The following is a 23,581-nucleotide window of genomic DNA, read 5'->3' on the forward strand; positions in this document are numbered from 1 at the left end:
GCCGGTAAGGAAGTTGGGACAATGAAGTTCGGGAAACAGCCCGCCCCCGTCGCGGACATCAATGAGGACAACCTCGAGGTCCACAAACCCAAGGCAGAGGCAGCGGGCGTCAAGGCCGTGATGGTGGCACTGGAGCGCGCCGTGGCCCAGGCCGGGGTGGCGCGTACGGCCCACTCGCTGCTGCGGCTGAACCAGCGCGGCGGCTTCGACTGCCCCGGCTGTGCGTGGCCGGAATCGGACAAGAAGCGCAAGGCGGCCGAGTTCTGCGAGAACGGCGCCAAGGCCGTGGCCGAGGAGAACACCCTCCGCACCGTGGGTGCCGAATTCTGGGCAAAGCACTCCATCGCCGAGCTCTCTACCAAGACCGAGTACTGGTTGGGCAACCAGGGCCGGCTGAGTGAGCCGATGGTGATCCGGGCCGGCGAGACCCACTACTCGCCGATCTCGTGGGCCGAGGCATTCGAGCTGATCGGAGAACACGTCCGGGCTTCAACTCCGGACCGCTGCGTCTTCTACACCTCCGGGCGCACCGCGAACGAGACCGCGTTCATGTACCAGCTCTACGCACGGGCCATCGGCACGAACAACCTGCCGGACTGCTCCAACATGTGCCACGAGTCCTCGGGTTCGGCCCTGAATCCCACGATCGGCATCGGCAAGGGCACCGTCTCGCTGGATGACATCCATGATTCCGAGCTGATCTTCGTCGTGGGGCAGAACCCCGGAACCAACCATCCCCGTATGCTGTCCGCGCTTAAGGAATGCAAGGACAAGGGCGGCAAGGTAGTGGCGGTCAACCCGCTGCCCGAGGCCGGCCTGTTCAACTTCAAGGACCCGCAGACCGTCTCCGGCGTGGTGGGCGGCGGCACGCCCCTGGCCGATGAGTACCTGCAGATCAAGGTGGGCGGGGACCTCGCCCTCTTCCAGGCGCTCGGCCACCTGCTGCTGGCCGAGGAAGAGCGCAACCCGGGGACCGTCGTCGACCGTTCCTTCGTGGAGGCGCAGACGGACGGGTTCGATGCCTACCGCCAGGCCCGCCGGGAGCTGGACTGGGCGGAGACCGAGAAGGCCACCGGCCTCTCCCGCGAACAGATCGAAACCGTGGCCGGGATGCTCATCAAGTCCAAGGCCACCATCTTCTGCTGGGCCCTGGGCGTCACGCAGCAGCCGCATTCGGTGGACACCATCAAGGAAATGGTCAACGTCCTGCTCCTGCAGGGCAACTTCGGCAAGCCCGGCGCCGGCGCCTGCCCCGTCCGCGGGCACTCCAACGTCCAGGGCGACAGGACCATGGGCATCTGGGAAAAACCCAAGGAATGGCTCCTCGAGGCGTTGGATACGGAGTTCGGGATCACTTCCCCGCGGCACCACGGCTACGACGCCGTCGAAGCCATGGAAGCCTTCGAACGCGACGAGGTGGACGTGTTTGTGTCCATGGGCGGGAACTTTTCGCTGGCCTGTTCCGACACGGAAACGCTGGAAGCCGGGATGCAGCGGATCGGACTGACGGTGCACATTTCCACCAAGCCCAACCGCTCCCACATCGTCCACGGCCGCACGTCTCTGATCCTGCCCACGCTGGGCCGGACGGACAAGGACGACAAACACCCGAACGGCGCCCAGTTCCTGTCCGTGGAGGACTCCATGTCCGTGGTCCACTCCACCCAGGGCAGGCTGAAGCCTGTCTCCGAGCACCTGCTCTCCGAACCGGTCATCGTGGCCCGCATGGCCGAAGCCACTTTCGGCCCGGACCATTCCGTGGACTGGAAGGCCATGGCCGAAGACTACGACGTGATCCGCGACCACATTGCCCGCGTCCTGCCCGGCTTCGAGGATTTCAACGCCCGGGTCCGCACCAAGAACGGGTTCGTGCTGCCCAACCCGCCGCGCGACACCCGTTCCTTCAAGACCGACATTGGCCGCGGCCGGTTCACGGTCAGCCCGCTGGAGTACCTCACCCCGCCGGACGGGCACCTGGTGCTGCAGACCATCCGCAGCCACGACCAGTACAACACCACCTACTACGGCCTGGACGACCGCTACCGCGGCATCTCCGGCGGCCGCCGCGTCATCCTCATCCACCCCGAAGACCTGGCCGAGCTCGGCTTCGAGGACCGGGACCTGGTGGACGTGGTCAGCACCTTCCGCGGCCACGACCGGAAAGCGGACAAGTTCCGGCTGGTGGCCTACCCCACAGCCAAGGGCTGCGCCGCCGCGTACTTCCCCGAGGCCAACGCCCTGGTCCACAAGGAAAACGTGGCCCGCGTCTCCAATACCCCCGGCTTCAAAGCCATGTTCGTCCGCTTTGAACCGCACCGTGCCGAAGACGCCGCCCACGTTTCTTCAGAGGAACTGGAGCCGGCCGCAGCGCTGTAGTCCCCCGCTGCCCTGCGAGGGGTCCCAGCCGAGCATTACGACGACGGCGACATTCGGCACGTGCCGGGTGTCGCCGTCGCCATTTCTTTGGTTAGTGCCTACACCGGGTTGGTGCCGTCAGGCTCGGCCTCGGAATCCAGGTCCTTGCCGTAGCCGCCGGCCGATGCCAGCCCAGCCACCTGCTGCCCGGCGTTGGTCTGCCCGGGCGTAAAGCCGCTGGAACCTTGAGGTTCTTCCGCAGCGTCGGGCGCGACATCCTTCCGCAGGTGCTCGTCGGAAGGAACGTTCTTGGAAATCTCTTCATCAGCCATCCCAACAGCCAAGCACTGGCAGGAAGCAACGGCAAGGGCAGGGCGGCGCAGGTGCAAGGCGGCGCACGGCGGCGCAGTTGCAGCGCAGTGCAGCGCAGCGCAGCGGCAGATGAGCGCATGACACCCGGGGCACGGGGGTGAGCCCCGCTTGGTCCGGCTTTCAGAACTCAGGCAGGGTCCGTGTCCGTTCAGGCGGGCGGGGCGTGCAGGAACCGCTCAAGGGCTTCTTCTCCCGGGGACAGCCCGAGGTAGGCATAGTCCGGCGGCCCGCCGGTCACGGCTTCTGATTCGCTAGTCACGGACCCTGATTGTTGGGGCCAGCGTGGTGGTTCCCAGTCCTGGTGTTCGCTTGTGTAGTGGCGGCCGGTGGGTGAGGTCCAGCCGGGTGGTTCGTCCTTGGTGGCTGGTGTGGGTTTCCAGGCGCTGGTGTGCCGGAGTTTGTGGTGTTTCGGGCAGGGCTGGCCGAGGTTCGATACGCCGGTGGTGCCGCCTTTGTGCCAGGCGAGGAGGTGGTCGGCTTCGTTGTCGAGGGAGTTGTTGCTGCAGCCGGGGAAGGGGCATTTGCCGTCCCTTAGCCTGAGCCAGTTCCGCATCGCCTTGCTCACCCGGTAGCTGGTACGGCCGATTTCCAGCGGCGCCCCGTCCCGCGGGTCCACCAGCACCCGGTAGAAAGAGTTCGCACCGCCGGCGACGAGATCCCGGGCCATGGACGCCGGGATGGGCCCGTACCCGTCCAGCATGGCCGGTTCCCCGGTGAGGCCCAGCAGGGAGAACACGGGCACGGTGACCAGGACCTCGGCCCGGGGCGAGGCAGTCCCGCTGCCTCCGCTGGTGTTGCCGCTGGTGAGGAGCCCTGCGTTGAGGACCGCTTCGGCGAAGGTGTCGGCCCGGAGCTGGGTCAGGGTGCGGGCCTCGTCCGGTCCCTGCATCCCCCGGGAGATGGCGGTGAGCCGGTTCCAGACCGCGGACGCCTGGTCCGCGGGCAGGTAGGCGGAGAGCCAGGCCATGCCGTCCTGGTCGGGCCGGTATTCGACCCGCCGGTCAGCCATACCCCTGGCGTGGCGTTTTTCGATGGAGTCGGAGTGGTGGCGTTCCCGCCAGGTCCGGGCTTTGGCCCGGAACCGGTAGGCGGGCATCTCGCCGATCGGGGCGGCCGTGGCTGGTCTTGGTGTGTCCGGGTCCAGGAAGCGGGCTTCCAGGGCGGCTGCCCCGGCGGGGTCAAGGGTGGCGGCCTCGTCCACCATGACTGTGGCGTGCTGCCACGAGATTGTCCCGTTGTGAAGGGCTGCAAACGTGCGGGGCAGGGAGGTGGCCAGGGCGTGGGACCGGGCCAGCAGGGCGCCCGCCGCCCGGTCACCGATGGCCATGACAGAGCTGATCTCCGCGGCGATAGCCATTTCGAGCGCCTGGGCGGGCATGTCCGAAGGAGCGGCCGCCCGTGCAGTATTGGCGTATGTCCCTGCAGCGTTGGCCACCAATCCAGCGATTCGGGCCTGGACGCCGGCGGCCCCGGCAAGGATGTCCAAGCAGCCATCGGCCAGCCCGGCCAAGGGATCAGCAGCCGAGAACAGCTCGGAACCGCACCCATCAGCCTCCGCATTGAGCACGGCAAGAGCGGCATTGATGTCCTCAAACGCCTTCACCACCGCCGCTTTCCCCATATACCCATCATGGTGGGAGGGTGTGACATTTTTGCGGGGAAGGAGCGGGCACGCGGAAAACCGGGAGCTGCCAATCTGGCAGCCCCCGGTTGAGAGCTCAATCCAGGTTCCGGACTAGCCGCGGAGGCGCTCCATGCCCGGGTCGAAGAGCGGCTCGGGGGTGACGGTGGCAGCAATGCGCTTCCCGAAGTACTCAATCTCCACCGAATCACCGACGGACACCGAGGCGGGCAGCCAGGCGTAGGCGATCGGCTTGTGGACGGAGTAGCCGTAGGCGGCGCTCGTCACGTACCCGGCAGCAGAACCGGCCACGTACACCGGTTCCTTGCCCAGCACGATGGACGTGCCGTCGTCGACCGTCAGGCAGCGCAGCGCACGCGTGGCCGGCTGCTCCTTGCGTGCCGCAAGGGCGTCACAACCCACGAAACCGGTCTTGTCCTTGGCCACCGAGAAGCCCAGCCCGGACTCGTACGGGTGGTGCTCGGACGTCATGTCCGTGCCCCACAGCCGGTAGCCCTTCTCGAGCCGCATGCTGTTGAACGCGCCGCGGCCGGCGGCGATGATGCCGTGCTCCTGGCCCGCCTCGAATAGCAGGTCCCAGAGCTTCAGCCCGTACTCGGCAGTCGTGTAGAGCTCCCAGCCGAGCTCACCCACGTAGGAGAGGCGCATGGCGGTGACCGGGATGCCGCCCACGGAGATTTCCTTGGTCCGGAAGTACTTCAGGCCCTCGTTGGTGAGGTCGTCCGAGCTGACCTTGCCGATCACTTCGCGTGCCAGCGGGCCCCACAGCCCGATGCAGCAGGTGCTGCCGGTGATGTCGGAGACATGCACCCACTGGCTTGGGTCGGCAGCGGACTGCTTCCGGGCCTCCACCCGGAGGTAGTCGAAGTCCACGTTGCTGTTGACACCCAGCTGGAAGTCCTCCTCCGCCAGCCGTGCGACCGTCACGTCACTGCGGATGCCGCCGTCGTGCTCCAGCAGCAGGCAGTAGGTCACGGCACCCGGCTTCTTGGCAATGTTGCCCGTGCTGAGCCGGTGCAGCAGCGCCTGCGCGCCCGGGCCCACCACGGACAGCCGCTTCAGCGGCGTCATGTCGAAAAGTGCGACGGCGGTACGCGTCTTCCACGCCTCGGCGGCGGAGATGGGGGAGGAGAACATAGCGGACCAGGGGTCGCGCTCCGGCGCCTGCCACTCGGCCGGCAGCTCCTCAAGCAGGCCGCGGTTGGCCTCGAACCAGTGCGGCCGCTCCCAGCCGGCGGACTCCAGGAAGAACGCTCCCAGTTCCTTCTGGCGGACGTTGAACGGGCTCACGCGCAGGTCCCTTGGAGATTCCTTGGGCTGGAGCGGGTGCAGGATGTCGTAGATCTCTACAAAGTTCTGCTGGGATGTCTCGCTGACGTATGCATCGGAGGTCTGCACCTTCTCGAAGCGGGTGAGCTCGCAGCCGTGCAGGTCCGTCTGGGGGTGGCCGTCCACCAGCAGCTCCGCCATCGCCTTGGCCACACCTGCGGAGTGCGTCACCCACACAGCCTCGGCCACGAAGAAGCCGGAAAGCTCAGGCGCCTCACCCATGAGCGGGCCGCCGTCCGGAGTGAAGGAGAAGATGCCGTTGAAGCCGTCCTGGATCGCGGAGCTGCGCAGTGCCGGCAGCAGGTCCTGGCTGTCCTCCCACGCGGGCAGGAAGTCTTCCAGGGTGAACTCCAGGCGGGAGGGCATGCGGTGGTCCGACATCTCCTCTGCGGAGACCTTCGGCAGGGCGGACATGTCCACCGGCATGGGGCGGTGGGCGTAGCTGCCGATGCCGATGCGGTCGCCCCATTCGCGGTAGTACAGGTCCTTGTCCTGGTAGCGCAGGATTGGCTTGCTGGCACCCTTGGGGAGCTCGTTGACGCCCTCAAGTTCGGGCAGCGGCTCGCTGATGGCGTACTGGTGGGCCAGCGGCAGCAGCGGGACTTCCAGCCCCACCATCTTTCCGAGTTCACGGCCCCAGAAACCTGCGCAGGACACCACGATGTCCGCCGGGATCAATCCGTTGCCGGTCTCGACCCCGGTCACCTTGCCGCCCTCCTGGGCGATGCCGGTCACCGTAGTGGAGCCGAGGAAGTTCACGCCACGCTCGCTGCAGCGCTCGATCAGCAGCTGCACCGCACGGGCGGCCAGGGCCAGGCCGTCGGTGGGGATGAGCAGGCCGCCCAGGACTTCGCGGCCGCCGGTGAGCTTGCCGGTGTTCAGGAGGGGGTAGATCTTTTCGCATTCGTCGGCGTCGACAATCCGGCTTTCGACGCCCCAGGAAGTCATGACGCCCATCTTGCGTTTGAGGTCGGCCAGGCGCTCGGGGGTGGTTGCCAGTTCCAGGCCGCCCACCTGATTGAAGCAGGACTGGCCGTCTTTGCTCAGGGCCAGCAGCTTGTTCACCGTGTAGGTGGCGAATTCGGTCATGGTCCGTGACGGGTTGTTCTGGAACACCAGGCCCGGAGCGTGAGACGTGGAGCCGCCGGCAAGTTCCAGCGGGCCCTGTTCCACCACCGTGATGTTGGTCCAGCCGCGGGTGGCGAGTTCGTCGGCAAGGTTGGTTCCGACAATGCCGGCGCCGATAATGACAACGCGTGGTGATGCGCTCATAAGTAGTTCTCCTGTTTAACTTGCGGGCGTTGGCGTTAGCGGAAGACGACGGTGCGGGTGTTGTTGAGCAGGACCCGGTGCTGGCAGTGCCATTTGACGGCACGGGCCAGCGCCTGTGTTTCGGCGTCACGGCCCACGGTCACCAGGGCGTCCGCGTCGAGGCTGTGGTCCACCCGGAACACCTCCTGCTCGATGATGGGTCCCTCATCCAGGTCTGCCGTCACGTAGTGGGCGGTGGCCCCGACGAGCTTCACGCCGCGGTCATAGGCCTGGTGGTACGGCTTGGCGCCCTTGAAGCCGGGGAGGAAGGAATGGTGGATGTTAATGGCGCGGCCACGGAGGCTCTCGCACAGATCGTTGGACAGGACCTGCATGTAGCGGGCCAGGACCACCAGGTCCGCGTTGTACTCGGCCACCAGTTCCAGGAGCCGGGCCTCGGCTTCGGGCTTGGTGGCCGACGTCACCGGGACGTGGATGAAGGGCAGCCCGGCGGCTTCCGCCATGGGACGCAGGTCCTCATGGTTGGAAACCACGACGGCGATCTCCGCACCAAGGCTCCCGGCCTGCCACCGGAAGATGAGGTCGTTAAGGCAGTGGCCGAACTTCGAGACCATCACCAGCAGCCGCTGCGGCCGTCCGTCGTTGATGGTGAAGTCCATGGCGAACTCCCCGGCGATGGGCGCAAAGGCCGAGCTGAGGCTTTCCACGTCCTGGTGGTTGAGCCCGTTCTCCTGGTGGATGTCGGAGCCAAGAGTGAAGGCCGTGCGGAGGTAGAGCTTGCCGCTGACGTGGTCGTCGAACTGCTGGTGCTCCACGATGTCGAAGCCGCGGTCCGCCAGGAAGGCCGTGACTGCCCGGACGATGCCGGGCTGCTCCGGGCAGGACAGGGTAAGGACGAACTGGGCCTGGCGCGTGGTGGGGCCCGCCGTTGCAGCGGCGGCTGCGGCGGTACTGCCGGCGGGGGCGCCAGCAGTGGCGCTGACTGACGGGATGTTCTCGATAACGATGGTCATGGTGTGCTCCTAAAGTGTGGGTGCCGGTTTAATGGCGTCGACGGGTTCGCCGGCGGCGGTGCCGGCTTTCGGGGAATCGCTGCTGGTTGCATCACTGCCCGGACTGTCTCCCCGGCAGGTGCCGTCCGGGCAGCGTTCGCCGCATTCATGCTTGGTGACGAGGTCGAACTGGACGCCGCCATGTTGGTCTACCCCGGTACGGATGGCGCGCTCCACTACGGAGTCGGCCAGCCGCCGCCGCAGGGACAGCGGGTCCCGCCGCAGGTCCTTGACCAGGGCGAAACAGAGCAGCAGCATGACCAGCACGAACGGCAGGGCGGCCACGATGGTGATGCGTTGCAGGCCGGATAGCGCCTCCGAAGGCTCATCACCGCCGGCCAGCATCATCACGGCGGCTACTGCGCCTGTGAGCAGCCCCCAGAAGATGACCAGTCCGCGCTTCGGGTCGGAGGACCCGTTGGAGCTCAGGCACGCCATGACGATCGACGCCGAGTCGGCACCGGTGATGAAGAAGATGGCCACCAGGACCATGGCGAGGACAATAACGGCCGCGGTCAGCCAGGCAGGCATGGACATGTTCCGGACCAGGTCGAACAGGGCTCCGTCGAAGTCGATGGAGGGTGTTCCGCTGGCCATGGACACCAGGCCCGGGGTGCCCGCTTTGTCCGCCTCTTCCTGGACCTTGAAGGCCGAGCCGCCAAAGATCCCGAACCAGATGACGCTCACGATGCTGGGAACCAGCAGGACGCCGGTGACGAACTGCCGGATGGTGCGGCCGCGGCTGATCCTGGCGATGAACATGCCCACGAACGGCGTCCAGGAAACCCACCAGGCCCAGTAGAAGATGGTCCAGCCGGACATCCAGGTGCGCAGCGCCTCGTCCCCCACTGCTTCGGTCCGCGAGGACATTTCGGCCAGGTCCCTGGCGTAGTCGCCCACTGCGGCTGGAATGAGGTTGAGGATGAACAGGGTGGGCCCGGCCACGAAGACGATCAGCGCCAGGATCACGGCGAGGACCATGTTGATGTTGGACAGCCACTGGATGCCGCGGCTGATGCCGGACACTGCCGAGGCGACGAAGCAGGCGGTCAGGATGGCAACGATGGCCACCAGGACAGGTGTGCCGATCTCGCCGATCCACCCGTTGGACGTCAGTCCGCTGCCGATCTGGAGTGCGCCGAGGCCCAGGGAAGCGGCCGTGCCGAACAGCGTGGCAAAGATCGCCAGGATGTTGATGAACTTGCCCACCGGGCCTTCCACCGTCCTGATGCCGAACAGCGACGTGAACGCTGCCGAGATCAGCTGCCGGCGGCCCAGGCGGTATGTGCCGTAGGCCATGGCGATGCCAACGACCGCATACATCGCCCACGGGTGCAGCGTCCAGTGGAAGATGGAGGTGGCCATGGCCGTCTGGATGGCTGCGGGGGTCCGTCCGTCCACGGTGCCGGGCGGCGGCGAAATGTAGTGGTAGAGCGGCTCGGCAACACCGTAGAACATCAGGCCGATGCCCATTCCGGCCGCGAACATCATGGCGATCCATGAAACGGTGCGGAACTCGGGCTTTTCGCCGTCCTTGCCGAGGGGGATGTTGCCCCACTTGCCCAGGGCCAGCCAGAGGACGAAAACAACGAACAGCGAGGCCAGGACCATAAAGAGCCAGCCGGTGTACTCCATGACCCAGTCCAGGGCGAGTGTTGAGGTGGCGGCCAGGCTGTCCCGGCCCAGGAAGCCCCAGGCCACAAAGGCAAGGGCGAGGACACCAGTGATGCCGAAAGTAGCCTTGTCGAGGGTAAGCCTACGGTTCCGCCGTTCTGCCACAGCCTGTTCGGCCTTGGTCTGGCGGAGTTCCTGCATGATTTGTTCGGTGTCCTCCGCGTCGTGGGAGTCGTGGGAGGAAAGAGCGTGCTCCGGTGCAGGAACGAGTGTGGGCTCCTCCAGCTCAAGGGGGGGTTGGGCATCCGGGCGGATGTCGCTGTTCAAAGCCATGTCAAGTCCTTTGGTTTGAATTCAGGGGATGGCGTTGTACTCCGGCGTCCCCGGGCCGGACGGAAGGTTGAACTTCCTGGCATTCGGTAATCAGAGTCAGCTTTCTTAGACTGGCGGTTGTTCCGTAAAGATCAACACGTCTCGTAATAAGCAACAGCGTGGCCTGTATCACAGTCGCGTGTCAAGGTTTTTGTGAAGTCTTAAGCCCTATTTCAGGGGTTCCGGCTGCGCCTTGACAGCGGGCCGGAACAGGGGCTAGGCATCGATCACCAGGTCCGTCTGGGCCACGGAGCAGCAGGGCAGGAACTTGCCTGCAGAGATTTCCCGCGCCCGGATCCCGCCCTGGTGGTTCATCTCGACCTCCCCTGACAGCTTGACGACCTTGCAGGAGCCGCACATGCCTTCCTTGCAGTTCGCGCCGATCCTGACGCCCGCGCGCTGGGCCACTTCGAGGATGCGCTCGGTGGGGTCGATCCGCACATTGATGCCGGTACGCATGAAGGACATGGTGAGGCTGCCCGTTCCCACCGTGTCGAAGCTCGAGGCATCAGGGGAACCGGCTTCCGGCTCCCCTCCCGGGCTGTCGGCGGAGGGGTCGGAGCCGGGCGTGTCCGGGTGGGCGATTTCCAGCGGCAGGCCGGAGGCCTGCAGTGTCCCGCCAGCGTCGTAGCCAGGCTCGTAGAGCCCGAATGCGGCGGGCTGGCTTTCAAAGTAGTCCTCGGCGGATTCGGCGATTTCCTCGGCGATTTCCTCCGCCACGTCGGCTGCAAGCGCCACCTCCGCCTGGTATTCAAGGAGCGTCTGGCGGTCTCCCGAGAAGAACTCCATGTAAATGGAAGTGTCGTCGACACCGACCTTCTTGAGGAGCTCCGTGGCCGTGTTCAGGTAACCCTCGGGACCACATGCGTACACCTGGCGGCCGTTGGCGTCGGGAGCCACCTCCTCGAGCATGGCCGCCGTCAGCCTTCCACTCAGCCCTCCCCACCCCTCCGGCACGCTGCGGTCACCCAGGGAGTAGTAGACCTTGACCCGCGAGTCCACGGAGGCGATGTAGGCCAATTCCCGGTGGAAGGCGAAGCCTCCGGCATCCGAGCCGTGGTAGAGGACCACAACATCGGCGTGTCCGGGCAGGGAGTGGATGGTCCGCACCATGGACATGATGGGAGTGATGCCTGCCCCTGCAGCAAGCAAGAGATACCGTGCCCGCCGGTCGGCGTCGGGCAGGTGGAATGCTCCCACCGGTCCCAGCATCTCAAGAACGGTGCCGGGTTTGACGTTCTCGTGCACCCAGGGCGAAACCAGTCCCGTGGGGTCGCACTTGACGGTAATGCTGAAGGTCCACGGCTCGGTGGGCGAGCTGGACAGCGAGTAGCTGCGGTCCACCGGTTCCTGGTCCTCGCCATTCACGGGAAATGCGACGTTCACGTACTGGCCGGCACGGAACGCCAGGGGCGCACCGTCGCATCGGCGGAACACGAAGGTCATCATGGCGCCGGCCTCGGGAACGGTCTCGACGCATTCGGCCATGAACTCCTGCGGATGCCATGGACCCAGTGCACGGGCTGCCCGGGCGGGTGTCTCAGTGCTTCCCATCACCCTGTTCCACGGCATCTCAAGACCGCGGATACGCTGTGGTTCCTGGATTGCCGTTTCAGTGAGGAGTTCAATCACGCCAAGTGCTCCTGCACGCGCTGCACGTACCAGTTGATGAATGCCTCGACCTGGTATTCGCTCTTCATGTAGGGCCCGGGCTCGTAGGCGGGACTGCCGGCTCCCTGCTGGCACAGCTCCACGAACGCCTTGTCCTGCAGGTTCGTCTGCTTCCAGGTGTAGGTGAGCTTCTCCAGGTCGTAGTCGACGCCTTCCACGGCGTCGTCAGCCACCAGCCAGGTGGTGCGTACCAGGCTCTGGTGTTCGTTGATGGGGAAGACGCCGAACGTGATGACGTGGTCTCCGAGGAAATGGAACCAGCTGTTGGGCTGCAGGTGCATCGAGCAGCGGCCAAGGCGGAAGTCGGGCAAGTCACCCAGCAGCTTCTTGGAAAGCCTGCGCCCGTCCGCGGAGAACGATTCCCCCTCTCCATCGAGTGATTCCCGTGAGATGCGGATTCCCGCGATGCGCGTGTCAAGCTGCTCCACCACCTCGTAGGGAAGGCCGTAGCGGCGGCAACGCTCCTCAAGGGAGGACTGGGCCTCCTTGTTCCGGTCCCACACTTCCTCAAGGTGGGTCGGGATCAGCCCCTCCGTGAGGCCCCAGGTGGGGAAGAGGGAGCAGGCGAGCTCAGGGTGGCCGTCACAGTGGTAGCACTCACGGTTGTTCTCCATGACGAGCTTCCAGTTGCCCTCTTCGATGATGTTCTGCTGGTAGGCAATTTTCGTCTTCGAGAGATCGTGGGGCGCCAGGTAGGGCTCGAAAATCTTTGCGGTTTCGTCAAAGTCCGCCGGCGGTTCATCCGCAATGCAGACGAAGATAAGTCCGGCGACCTCGCGGCCGTGGGCGCGCTTGAGGGCAAAGCAGTTCTTGTCGAACTTCGTCTCCCCCGGGGACGAGGCATGGATCAAGTTGCCCTCCGGGGAGTAGGTCCAGGAGTGGTAGCCGCATACCAGGTTTCCGGTGGAGCCGGCAGCTTCGGTCAGAACGCGGGCGCCGCGGTGGCGGCATACGTTGTGCAGCACGTTCACGCCGCCGTCGTCGTTGCGCAGCACAATCAGGGAGTAAGGCCCGTAGTCGACCGTGACGTAGTCGCCCGGTTCCGGCAGTTCGGCGGTGCTGGCAGCAAAGATCCAGTGCTGGCCGAAAATAGCCTCCATGTCGATGGCGAAGATTGAGCGATCGGTGTAGAAGGGTGCATCGAGGGAGTAGCCGGTGCGCCGGAACTCGAACAACGCGGTAATTTCTGCCAGCTGCTCGGCAGGCAATGATGCAGCGAGTTTTCCGCGTGAATTGAGGGGCACGTTCACTGGAGCGGTCATGGGTTTCCTCCCGGGAGGCATGGGTAGTGGGTGTTGCGTGTTGACCACGGGTGCGCGGGTGCTAACGGCATGGTCGGAGAACTTGTAATGATGAGATTAGGGACACATCAACTGCAACAAAAGCGCAAGATTTTGAAGATAACCATGCAGAATTGATGCATGATCGATCCGAGGCTCACCACACTCCGTGTGTTCGCCCGCTGCGGCACCATCGGCGCGACCGCGGAGCTCACGGGCTATTCTCCGTCTGCCGTCTCCGCGCAATTGCGGGAGCTCCAGCGCGTGCTTGGAATGCAGCTGCTGACGAAAGACGGCCGGGGCGTCCGGCTTACCGCCACGGGACGCTTCCTCGTGGCGGGATCGGATCCCCTCATTGCCCAGTGGGAGAGCCTGCGCGCCGCAGCCATGGAGGCCGGCGACCAGGTGCAGACCCACTTTGGCCTCGGCGGATTCTCCTCTGCAGCCGCCCAGTTGCTCGCGCCTTTGGCCGCCACCCTGCGCTCGACACGCCCCCTGCTGGAGGTGCAGGTTCTTGAGGCTGATCCGGCCCGCTGCTTCGACTTGTTGGTTGCGGAACGAATCGACCTTGCAGTCATTGTCGCCATGCAGTCCGACAGTTATGGTGAGGACGATCCGCGCTTTGAGCAGAGAGTCCTGCTCGACGATCCACTGGACGTGATCATTCCCGGTGACCATCCGCTGGCATCACGCCAAAGCGCGACGCTTGAAGAGCTGGCATCGGAACCTTGGATCACGGAGGCCGCCGGTTCCACCTACCATTCCCTCTTCACCGCGGCGTTCACGGCGCTCGGGGTGACACCGCGGATTGCCCATGAGGCCGTTGAATGGGAAACCCACATCGCGTTCGTGGGTGCGGGGCTGGGCGTCGGCCTGCTGCCCCGGCTGGCGCCTTTGCATGGTGCCGAAAACGTGGTTCGGCTGCGCATCACCGGTCAGGCGAAACCCACGCGCCGCATTGTCGCCGCGGTGCGCAGGGGCAGCATCGCCTCACCCTTGATCCAGGAGTCGCTCGGCATCCTGCAGGTCAACGCCAATCGGATCCTCACCGCCCGGCCCGAAGAGAACCTCTGAGCGCTGCGAAAGCGCAGCCGCGGGTTGGCCTCCCACGGTTCCGCGTATGTTCCTCGATTAACCCGCGATCGTCGCCAGGACTGCCCCGGCACCCACTACGCCGCCCGCTTCCGCCCGGATCTCCGTGACGGTGCCGCCGCGGTGGGCGGCAACCTGGGTTTCCATCTTCATGGCTTCAAGGACGACGACGGGGTCCCCCGCCGCCACTTCGGCGCCCGGCTCCACGAGCCACTTCACCACCGTTCCCGCCATGTCCGCCCGCAGCTCACCGGGGTCCACAGCGGGAGCCGCGGCGCTGCCGTCGTGCTCCCCCTTCCAAGTGTGCCCGGCCAGGGAAACGCCTGCGGGCAGGCCCGCGCCGGAACGTGCCCAGCCGTCCAGCAGGGCCGCGGGAAGACCGACGGCGAGGCGCCGGCCGTCGACATCGACGGTGATGGTGCGCCGGGAACCGTCCGGAGCGGTTGTGCTGAACTCCGGATCCGCCGGGATGGATCCCGCGAAGTCCGTTTCGATCCACCGGGTGTGGATGCGGAGCCCGGTTTCCGAGGTGAAGTCCGGCGCCTGGACCACGGCGCGGTGGAACGGCAGGACGGTTGCGACGCCGGTAACCTCCATCTCCGCCAGGGCGCGGCGGGCCCGGCGGAGCGCCTGCTGACGGTCGGCGCCGGTGACGACCAGCTTGGCCAGCAGCGAATCGAATTGCGGGGCAACAATGGAGCCGGCGCGGACTCCGGAGTCCAGCCGGATGCCCGGGCCCGTAGGGCCACTGAACGTGGTGATGGTTCCAGGGGAGGGCAGGAACCCCCGCCCCACGTCCTCGGCGTTGAGCCGGAATTCGAACGAGTGCCCGCGGGGTTCGGGATCGGCTGCGAGGCGCAGCGGCTCACCGGCAGCGATCCGCAGCTGCTCCTGGACCAGGTCCACCCCGGTGGTCTCCTCGGTGATGGGGTGTTCCACCTGCAGGCGCGTGTTCACCTCGAGGAACGCCACCGTGCCGTCGGCGGCCACCAGGAACTCCACCGTCCCCGCCCCTGTATAGCCGGCTTCGCGGCAGACTGCCTTGGCGGCGTCGTAAATCTGGCGCGTCTGCTGTTCGGTGAGGAAGGGCGCCGGGGCCTCCTCCACCAGCTTCTGGTGCCGGCGCTGGAGGGAGCAGTCGCGCGTTCCCACCACCACCACGTTGCCGTGCCGGTCCGCCAGGACCTGCGCTTCCACATGCCGGGGCCGGTCCAGGTACCGCTCCACGAAGCACTCGCCGCGGCCGAAGGCCACCACCGCTTCACGGACCGCCGAGTCGAAGGCTTCCCCGATCTGGTCCATTTCACGGACCACTTTGAGCCCGCGTCCGCCGCCGCCGAAGGCTGCCTTGATGGCGATGGGCAGGCCGTGTTCTTCTGCGAAGGCCCGTGCCTCACCAGCCGAGGCCACCGGTCCGTCGCTGCCGGCCACCAAAGGCGCACCTGCCCGGACGGCGATTTCGCGGGCGGTGATCTTGTTGCCGAGCAGCCGGATGGCCTGCGGTGCCGGCCCGATCCAGGTCAGGCCGGAGTCCAGGACGGCCTGGGCAAAGTCGGCGTTCTCGGACAGGAACACGTATCCCGGGTGCACGGCGTCCGCTCCGGACTCCCTGGCGACAGCCAGCAGCTTGGGGATATCCAGGTAGGTTTCCGACGGCGCGTTGCCGCCGAGGCTGTAGGCCTCCGTGGCGGCGCCGACGTGCAGGGCGTCGGCGTCCACGTCCGCGTACACGGCGACGGACTCCAGGCCGGCGTCCTCGCAGGCGCGGGCGATGCGGACGGCGATTTCTCCGCGGTTGGCAATCAGGATCTTGCGCATGTGCTGCTCACTTTTTCCGGGAAACGTTGAGGGAAGTGCTGGACGGTTCAAAGGGCCGGGCGTATCCGGGGGCCCGGCGGAACCTGATGCGGCCGCCGATGGGCACCTGGGCGGCGATGTCCAGCTGGTGGTCCACCACCACGCCAATCACGGGGTAGCCTCCCGTAATGGGGTGGTCCGCCAGGAACAGTACGGGCTGCCCTTCCGGCGGGACCTGGATGGCTCCGGACACGGTCCCCTCGCTGGCCAGTTCCCCGTCCCGGCTCCGTTTGAGCGGCTGACCGTCCAGGCGCATGCCCACCCGGTTGGAGCGCGGAGTCACCGTCCAGTCCTGGGTGCAGAGCGATTCCAGCGCGTCATCGTCAAACCAGTCATCCCGCGGACCGGGAACGATATCCAGGACCGTCACTCCCGTGTCCGGGAAGTCGGGCTGCACCTCAGGATTGCCCACCACGTTGGAGGACGTGGCGGCTCCGGCGGCAAGCAGTTGCTCCGGGGCCAGCGGCGCAGGCCCGATCCCGGACATCGTGTCCGTGGACCGGCTGCCGAGCACGGCTTCGGCGTCCGCGCCGCCCCGGATGGCAAGGTAGGTGCGGAAGCCCCGTTCGGGTGCGCCGATGGTCAGGATTTCGCCATCCAGCAGGGCAAATGCCGTGGCCATGGGCACCTCGCGTACGCGCTCCGGCCGGTCGGCGTCGTCCGCATTTTCAGCATCGGAACCGGCGGGAACGTCCGACGGCGTGGCAACAGTCAGTGCCGAGGGCGCCCCGGTGACCGCAAGCACCTGGTCTCCCACGGCCTGCACGCGCAGGCCCCCGGCAACGGTTTCGACCACGGCGGCAGCCGGCTCGTTGCCCACGATGCGGTTGGCGCGGCGCAGGGAGGAACGGTCCAGGGCACCGGCAGCAGAGACACCGAGGCCGCCGTAGCCGGGCCGGCCAAGGTCCTGGACCAGGCTTTGGAGCCCCGGTGACAGGATCCGCAGTCCGGAGCGGACGGCCTGCTCCCGGGTGGCCGGCACTTCCGGATCCGCTGTACCAGCCTGCGGGCCGGAAAGCTCTACCAGTTCCCGCACCGCCCGGAACTGCACCCGGTCTCCGGGGGCAGCCAAAGCGGGCTGTTCGCGGGCCAGGTCCCACATCCGGGCGGCGGTGCGGCCAATCAGCTGCCATCCGCCCGGGGACTGCCGGGGGTAGACGGCGGAATAGTTGCCGGCAAGGGCTACGGATCCGGCGGGGACCGCAGTCCGCGGGGAGCTGCGGCGCGGGACTTCCAGCAGCTGGTTCTCCCCCACCATGTATCCAAAGCCAGGGGCGAAGCCCCCGAAGGCCACGGTCCAGACCTGCCCCGTGTGGGCTGCCACGACTCCCTCAACGCCGAGGCCGGTGATCCGTCCCACGTCGGCGAGGTCCTCGCCGTCGTACACGGCCTCGATGACCACCAGCTTGCCCTCCGCCTGCGCTCGGACCGCCAGGTCCAGCTCCAGCAGCCGGGCCGGCATCCGCCGTGCGGCCCGGGGCGAATCCGCCGTGACCATCACGGTTTCGGCGGCCGCGAGGACCTCCACCTGGCCGGGCAGCGGGTGCTCCAGCAGGAGCGCCTGCAGCGCCAGCACGTCATGGAGCCCCGAGAGTTCGGCGAGCACCGCCGTCGTACCCACCGGCTTGACGGACAGCACGCGGCCGGCGAGGACGCGCGCGGTGGTGGGGTTGGTGACTGTTTCCATGGCAATCCGCGCCGGTCAGGCGTGGCTCTCCTGCGCGTGGCCGTTGTGGAGCAGGCGGAGGTCGGCTTCCGGCTGCGGGTCGCGGCCCAGGCGCATGCCCACAATGGTGATGATGGCCGTCAGCAGGATGTACCCGGCGATCAGGTGCCAGCCGCCGGCTGCTGCGCCGTACAGGGCGGTGAAGATCAGCGGGGCCACTGCGCCGCCGATGACACCGGCCAGGGTGTAGGCCAGCGAGCTGCCGGCGTAACGCAGGCGGGCCGGGAACTGCTCGGTGATGAAGGCGGCCTGCGGGCCGTACATGAAGGCGTGCAGGGCCAGGCCGATCACCACGCCGATGGTCAGCATCACTACGGATTTGCCCTGGATCATCAGGAAGAACAACGGAATGTAGGCGGCAGTAGCCGCGGCAGCTACGCCGTACACCCATCGGCGGTTGAGGCGGTCGGTGAGGGCGCCGGCGGCCGGGATCAGGACGAGCTGGAAGGCGGATCCGATGAGGATGGCCGCCAGGACGTTGCCCGTGGTCATGCCCAGTTCCTTGGTGGCGTACACGGCCACGAACACGGTGAACAGCGCGTAGAGGACATCAGGGCAGAGGCGCGAGAGGGCTGCGGAAACCAGGGCCCGGGGTTCGGTGGTGAAAACCTCCTTGATGGGGGCCTTGGGGCGGTCGCCTTTGGCCTGGATGGCCTTGAAGACAGGGGTTTCCTCCAGCTTGAGGCGGATCACGAGGCCGAAGACCACCAGGATGGCCGAGGCGAGGAAGGCTACGCGCCAGCCCCAGGAGAGGAAGGCTTCGGTGCTGAGCGTGGCCGCCAGGACAGCCAGGGCGCCGTTGGCCATCAGGTTGCCGGCCGGCGGGCCGATCTGCGCAGCCGAGGACCAGAAGCCCCGCTTGTTGGGATCGCCGAATTCGCTGGACAGCAGCACCGCTCCGCCCCATTCACCGCCGACGCCGATGCCCTGGGCCAGGCGCAGGAGCACCAGGATGGTGGGGGCTGCGACGCCGATGACCGAGTAGTCAGGCAGGGCACCGATGAGGACGGTGGCGACGCCGATCAGTACCAGGGTGAACACGAGGACGTACTTGCGGCCGATCTTGTCGCCGAGGCGGCCGAAGATCACGCCGCCGATGGGACGGGCCAGGTACCCCACCGCGAAAGCCGAGAAGGACAGCAGCAGCCCAACGAACTCGTCATTTGAGGGGAAGAAGATCTTGGGGAACACCAGCGCCGAGGCGACGGAGTAGATGGCAAAGTCGTAGTACTCGAGCGAGGTGCCGGTGAGGCTGGCGATGTAGGCCTTGAGCGCGCCGGCCGGCGGCTTCCTTGCCGCGGTCCTTGCTGCCTTGTTGGTGCTGGTCATGTTTTTCCTCCGGGGGTGAGGGGGTGGTGCGGAGGCCGGTGAACGGCCGGGAACGGGTTTAGAGGAACGAACCGATGCTGACACCGGCGTCCTTGAGAGCGGACTTCACTGCAGCGGCCATGGCTACGGCCCCGGGCGAGTCACCGTGCACGCAGATGCTTTCCGCGCGGATATTCAGGATGGAACCGTCGATTGTCCTGACGGACCCCTCGGTGGCCATCCGCAATACATGCTCCGCCACTTCGGCGGGGTCGGATAGGACCGCTTCCGGCTGGGACCGGGAGACGAGCGTTCCGTCCGGGTTGTACGCGCGGTCCGCGAACGCCTCTGGAACCGCCCGCAGGCCCGCTTCCCCTGCAAGCCGCAGGACTTTGGAACCGGGAAGGCCCATGATCGGCAGGCCCGGGTCAACCGATTTCACGGCGTCGACGACGGCCCGGGCCTGGGCGGTGTGGTGGATGATCGCGTTGTAAAGGCCGCCGTGCGGCTTAACGTAACGCACCTGGGCTCCCTCGGCGGCGGCCAGCGCCTGTAGCGCACCGATCTGGTACACCACGTCATCGGCCAGTTCATTGGGCTGAATGTCCAGGAAGCGGCGGCCGAAACCGGCGAGGTCCCGGTAGCCGACGTGCGCACCGATGGCTACGCCGGCGGCAACCGCTTCGCGGCAGGTGCGGCGGATCACGCTGGGATCGCCGGCGTGGAATCCGCAGGCCACGTTTGCGCTGGTGACGGAACGGAACATGGCGGCATCGTCACCGAGCGTCCAGTGTCCGAACGACTCGCCAACGTCGCTGTTCAGGTCGATGCTTGCCACTTGTGATCTCCATCTCATTGAGCGGTCCCTACTAGGATGCACTAAATCTACAGATTGTTCAACAATCCTTCGATTCCACGATGTGACGATCGTGTAAATTCTGAAGTATGCCCGCTCAAGAGACCACACTCCGCTCCGCAGGCCGCCTCCGGGTGGCCGTCCCCTCCGTGGCTGAACGGGTGGCTGACGAACTCCGCCTGCAACTGGCGGAGGGGGCCCTGCTTCCCGGGGCGCGCCTCACCGAATCCACCATCGCGGAGGACCTGGGCGTTTCCCGCAACACGGTGCGGGAGGCCTTCGCGGAACTGGCCAGCGAGCGGCTGGTGGTCCGGCACCCCAACCGGGGCGTTTTTGTGGCCAGCCTTGAGGCTGCGGACGTCCATGACGTCTACACGGTCCGCCGCGCCATCGAGGTCAGCGCCCTGCGGGCTGGCGGGAGTCCGGAAGACGTCGCCGCCGTCCGGGCCGCCGTCGAGGAAGGAAAACGCGCCGCCGCGGCTGGAGACAATGAAGCCCTGGGCACCGCGAACCAGCATTTTCACGGCGCCATTGTTGCCATGGCCAGGAGTCCGCGGCTAAACAGCATCATGAGCCAGGTCCTGGCGGAGATGCGGCTGTTCTTCCATAAAGCCACGGTGGACGCGCAGTTCTACCAGCACTATTTGGCTGACAACGAGGCCATCTGCGCGGCGCTGGAGTCCGGCGAACTGGACCGCGCCGCGGATCTCCTGCTGGCGTACCTGGACCGCTCCGAGGACAACCTCAGCAACGTTCACGGGGACAACCCGGAGTGAATTAGGCCGCCGCAGCGGCGCCAATCACCGGCGCCCGGTGTAACCCATCCTGGCGCTGACCTGGAGCCCGCCCTGCTTTAGCGCCTCGATAAGCCTCGGGGCCGTTTCCGGATCAAAGCGGAATGCCGGCCCGGAAATGCTGATGGCCCCGATCACGGCACCCAGGTGGTTGTAGACCGGAACGGCAACCGCAGTCAGCCCGATCTCGAACTCCTCCCGCACCACGCCGTAGCCCTCGCGGGCGACGTCGATCAGCTGGGTTTCGAGTTCCTTCCGGTTGGTGATGGTCCGGGGCGTCCGCGCCGGGAGTCCCGTCTCCTTCAGGATGCGGTCCCGGTCTTCCGCCGGCAAGGCGGCCAGCAGGACCTTCCCGCTGGAGGTGGCATGCAGCGGCGTCAGGTTGCCCACCCAGTCATATGTGGCCAGGGTGGACGGGCCCATGGCCTGGTCCACGTTGACGGCGAAGTTGGAGCGAAGGACCGCGAGGTTCACCGTTTCCTTGAATTCCTCCGCCAGGGCCTCAAGGACCGGCCGGGCCTCCCGGACCAGGCTGAGCCGCCCCGGAATGGAGCTGGCCAGCCGCAGGATGCCGAAGCCCAGCTGGTACTTTCCGCGGTCGCTGTTCTGGTGGACCATTTCGCGGCTCACCAGCGAACCGAGCAGCCGGGAGACGGTGGATTTGTGGATGCCCATCTCCTCGGCGATGTCGCTCACGCCGGCATGGCCGTCCCGCGCCAGGATCTCCAGGACGGCGAGGGCGCGGTCAACGGACTGGACGCCGCCGTGCTGGCCCGCCTCAGCATCGACGTCGGGTTCGCGATCTTTGTTCGAAGCCATGACTAATACTCTCAAGTAGCCTGCGCAGCGTGAAATCACCGCACCGGGACCCGCCGGGCGAGGACTGGCGCACGGGCATCCAGCGAACTGGAGGTCAGCGCAGGCCGTTGCTGTGCGCGAGCGCCATGGCTTCGGTGCGGGAGGAGGCGCCGATCTTCCGGTAGAGGTTGCGGAGGTGGAACTTCACGGTGTTTTCGCTGATGTGGAGCTTCGCGGCGATGCCCCGGTTCCGCTGGCCGGCCGCCAGGAGCTGGAGGACCTCCAGCTCCCGCTCCCCCAGGTTCCAGCCCGCAATGTCGGCCGGCGGGCGGCTGGGTGGGTCGAGCGGGAGGGTGACGGCCACATCGGCGCCCCAGCCCGGCATGACATCCACGCCCATGCTGCCGTTGAGGGCCTCCACTCGCTGGACGAGGCGTGCCACGGCGGGGGCGGTGGCGGAAAGTTCGCCGGGACCGTCGTCGCGCACATTGACCAGGAGGTTCACGCCGTCGCAATCCCACTGGGTGCGGATCCGGCGCACTCCCTGCTGGTCCACCATGGCCAGCACCAGGCCGCGGACGATCGCCCTGGCGGCGTGCGCCACCTCACCGGGAAGTGCCCGGCCGTTAACCGGCGGCTCGACGAACTGTACGTCGATGCCGCTGAAGTTCATCAGCGGGCGCAGGTCCTCGCGCAGGCGCTGGAACGCGGACGCAACGGGCTCCTCCACCAGGTCCGTGGTGCGGTCGCTGAGCGTACGGAGCCCCACCAGGGCCTTGGCCGCGACGTCGGTTGCCGCCGTCCTGGCGGCGCCGTCAGCCAGCGCAGGCGATCTCAGCGCGGCGAGCAGTGTTTCCAGGGTGGTGGAATGCCGGTCCACCAGCTCGGCGGTCACCCGCAGGCGCTCTGCCGAGGCCGCGCGGGACTCAATGAGGTACGACGGCGGCGCATCAGCCACCTTCTCGCGGATCCGCTCGGCTGCCAGCGCCCAGAGGTAGTGGAGGACCCATTGCGGGTCCGGACCGGCCCCGGCTGGCGGGATTGGCCGGGGGTCGGAGAGGACCAGCAGCGCGTTGCTGGGTGAGGAGACCGCGAGGACCGGGCGCAGTTCGCCGCCGAACACGGCCTCACCATGCCAGGCGGCGCCGTCCGCCCCGGACCCGTCAGCGGTGAGCGGGGTACGGATGGCGTCCAGTTCCGCGATGGACACGCGGCTGATGACGGCCTCGGCGCCCGCCTTCTTCTGCGGCCGGCCGGTGCAGTCTTCCGTGAAAATCACCAGGGCACTCGATTCCCAGTAGGGGCCGAGGGCCGCCCGCAGCCGGTGGGCGGTATCCATCAGGGGAGCCGTGGCCAGGGCGGCGACTGCTTCGAGAAGGTCAGTGTTGTTCGCGCGTTCCACCTGCCCAGTGTACTGGCCGGACGCAGGAGACCTACCTCTTTGGGTAGCCACGACCGCCCATTCATGGCGTTGGGCCCACCCAACGGACGGGCGAGCATTGAAGGGTCGCAACGTCCAAGGAGGTACGAGCATGAGCACCATCGCACCAGCAGGCCCTGCAGCCCTGGCTGGTCCAGCCCTGACCGGCACAGCCCGGGCCTTTGACCACAACCGGGCCCTGGTCCTGGACGAGGTCAGCAGCGTCTTCCAGCACGTGGACGCCGCAGAGATCGCAGCCCTGGTGACCGAGCTTCGGCTGGCCGGCAGGATCTTCGTCACCGGCGCCGGACGCAGCGGCCTGGTCCTGAAAATGGCGGCGATGCGGCTGATGCACCTCGGCCTGACGGTGCATGTGGTGGGCGAAACCACGGCACCGGCCATTCGCGCCGGGGACCTGCTGCTCGCAGCTTCAGGCTCCGGCACCACCGCCGGCGTGGTGACAGCGGCGGAAACCGCCGTCGCCCAAGGCGCCCGCGTGGCCGCTTACACCACCAGCACTGGTTCCCCGCTCGCGGCCGCTGCCGCCGCAGTCGTCCTCATCCCGGCTGCACAGAAGACGGACCACGGCTCGGCGGTGACCCGGCAGTACTCCGGGAGCCTCTTCGAGCAGGTGCTTTTTGCCACCACCGAGGCGGTGTTCCAAAGCCTGTGGGACGAGGACGCCGCCGCCCCGGAGGACCTCTGGCAGCGCCACGCGAACCTCGAGTAAGCCCGCGTCCCCCAACAAATCCGATTCCCACCGAAAGAGAT

The 23,581-nt window shown here is 66.8% G+C and carries 17 protein-coding genes; 4 read left to right on the forward strand and 13 right to left on the reverse strand.

The genetic code is table 11. The features are described 5' to 3' along the window. Positions 1–21 precede the first annotated feature (21 nt). Positions 22–2,376, forward strand: coding sequence for an FdhF/YdeP family oxidoreductase (locus Q9R30_RS06120; protein WP_311217059.1), 2,355 nt, complete (start codon positions 22–24; stop codon positions 2,374–2,376). Between the two features lie 98 nt (positions 2,377–2,474). Here the strand turns inward: Q9R30_RS06120 and Q9R30_RS06125 are convergent, their stop codons facing one another. The 7 genes from Q9R30_RS06125 to Q9R30_RS06155 all read right to left on the reverse strand — a co-directional run bounded on the left by Q9R30_RS06125 (position 2,475) and on the right by Q9R30_RS06155 (position 12,941). Further along, on the reverse strand, positions 2,475–2,687 hold the full coding sequence (locus Q9R30_RS06125; protein WP_311217060.1) for a hypothetical protein: 213 nt from the start codon (positions 2,685–2,687) through the stop codon (positions 2,475–2,477). A 188-nt stretch (positions 2,688–2,875) separates the two neighbouring features. After that, positions 2,876–4,348 (reverse strand): DUF222 domain-containing protein, encoded by a 1,473-nt coding sequence (locus Q9R30_RS06130; RefSeq protein ID WP_311217061.1) that lies wholly within the window; start codon positions 4,346–4,348, stop codon positions 2,876–2,878. A 114-nt stretch (positions 4,349–4,462) separates the two neighbouring features. Next, positions 4,463–6,970 (reverse strand): FAD-dependent oxidoreductase, encoded by a 2,508-nt coding sequence (locus Q9R30_RS06135; protein ID WP_311217062.1) that lies wholly within the window; start codon positions 6,968–6,970, stop codon positions 4,463–4,465. A gap of 35 nt (positions 6,971–7,005) precedes the next feature. Next, positions 7,006–7,983, reverse strand: coding sequence for a formyltetrahydrofolate deformylase (gene purU / locus Q9R30_RS06140; protein WP_104996391.1), 978 nt, complete (start codon positions 7,981–7,983; stop codon positions 7,006–7,008). 9 nt (positions 7,984–7,992) lie between these two features. Further along, positions 7,993–9,969, reverse strand: a complete 1,977-nt coding sequence (locus Q9R30_RS06145; protein ID WP_311217063.1) for a BCCT family transporter — start codon at positions 9,967–9,969, stop codon at positions 7,993–7,995. 255 nt (positions 9,970–10,224) lie between these two features. Next, complete coding sequence (locus Q9R30_RS06150) at positions 10,225–11,640, reverse strand: ferredoxin reductase (RefSeq protein WP_311217064.1); 1,416 nt, start codon at positions 11,638–11,640, stop codon at positions 10,225–10,227. Continuing rightward, positions 11,637–12,941, reverse strand: a complete 1,305-nt coding sequence (locus Q9R30_RS06155) for an SRPBCC family protein (RefSeq protein WP_104996389.1) — start codon at positions 12,939–12,941, stop codon at positions 11,637–11,639. The genes Q9R30_RS06150 and Q9R30_RS06155 overlap by 4 nt, the downstream gene beginning before the upstream one ends. A gap of 159 nt (positions 12,942–13,100) precedes the next feature. On the opposite strand from Q9R30_RS06155, the gene Q9R30_RS06160 reads away from it, so the two are divergent. Next, a complete protein-coding gene (locus Q9R30_RS06160; protein WP_104996388.1) occupies positions 13,101–14,033 on the forward strand; it encodes a LysR family transcriptional regulator in 933 nt (310 codons plus the stop codon). A gap of 57 nt (positions 14,034–14,090) precedes the next feature. On the opposite strand, the gene Q9R30_RS06165 is transcribed toward Q9R30_RS06160, so the two are convergent. Genes Q9R30_RS06165 through Q9R30_RS06180 form a run of 4 tightly spaced genes read right to left on the reverse strand, consistent with a single transcriptional unit; the run spans position 14,091 to position 19,780 of the window. Then, positions 14,091–15,869, reverse strand: coding sequence for a biotin carboxylase N-terminal domain-containing protein (locus tag Q9R30_RS06165; protein WP_311217065.1), 1,779 nt, complete (start codon positions 15,867–15,869; stop codon positions 14,091–14,093). Between the two features lie 7 nt (positions 15,870–15,876). Continuing rightward, complete coding sequence (locus Q9R30_RS06170; protein WP_311217066.1) at positions 15,877–17,595, reverse strand: 5-oxoprolinase/urea amidolyase family protein; 1,719 nt, start codon at positions 17,593–17,595, stop codon at positions 15,877–15,879. A gap of 15 nt (positions 17,596–17,610) precedes the next feature. Beyond that, on the reverse strand, positions 17,611–18,963 hold the full coding sequence (locus Q9R30_RS06175) for an MFS transporter (protein WP_104996385.1): 1,353 nt from the start codon (positions 18,961–18,963) through the stop codon (positions 17,611–17,613). Between the two features lie 58 nt (positions 18,964–19,021). Next, the gene (locus Q9R30_RS06180; protein WP_311217067.1) at positions 19,022–19,780 is read right to left on the reverse strand and encodes a 5-oxoprolinase subunit PxpA; all 759 of its coding nucleotides are present in this window, start codon (positions 19,778–19,780) and stop codon (positions 19,022–19,024) included. Between the two features lie 107 nt (positions 19,781–19,887). Between Q9R30_RS06180 and Q9R30_RS06185 the strand changes: the two genes are divergently transcribed. Further along, on the forward strand, positions 19,888–20,574 hold the full coding sequence (locus Q9R30_RS06185; protein WP_104996383.1) for a GntR family transcriptional regulator: 687 nt from the start codon (positions 19,888–19,890) through the stop codon (positions 20,572–20,574). Between the two features lie 24 nt (positions 20,575–20,598). Here Q9R30_RS06185 and Q9R30_RS06190 read toward each other — a convergent pair whose 3' ends face one another. Both Q9R30_RS06190 and Q9R30_RS06195 read right to left on the reverse strand, forming a co-directional pair. Next, positions 20,599–21,411: an IclR family transcriptional regulator gene (locus tag Q9R30_RS06190; protein ID WP_311217068.1), complete on the reverse strand. Its 813-nt coding sequence runs from the start codon at positions 21,409–21,411 to the stop codon at positions 20,599–20,601. Positions 21,412–21,505: 94 nt separating this feature from the next. After that, positions 21,506–22,729, reverse strand: a complete 1,224-nt coding sequence (locus Q9R30_RS06195) for a LuxR C-terminal-related transcriptional regulator (protein WP_311217099.1) — start codon at positions 22,727–22,729, stop codon at positions 21,506–21,508. Between the two features lie 193 nt (positions 22,730–22,922). Here Q9R30_RS06195 and hxlB point away from each other — a divergent pair, with 193 nt between their 5' ends. Further along, the gene (gene hxlB, locus Q9R30_RS06200) at positions 22,923–23,540 is read left to right on the forward strand and encodes a 6-phospho-3-hexuloisomerase (protein WP_311217069.1); all 618 of its coding nucleotides are present in this window, start codon (positions 22,923–22,925) and stop codon (positions 23,538–23,540) included. Positions 23,541–23,581: the final 41 nt, after the last annotated feature.

Origin of the sequence: Arthrobacter sp. AB6, assembly GCF_031844545.1 — a bacterium.
In the GTDB taxonomy this organism is placed as follows: Bacteria; Actinomycetota; Actinomycetes; order Actinomycetales; family Micrococcaceae; genus Arthrobacter.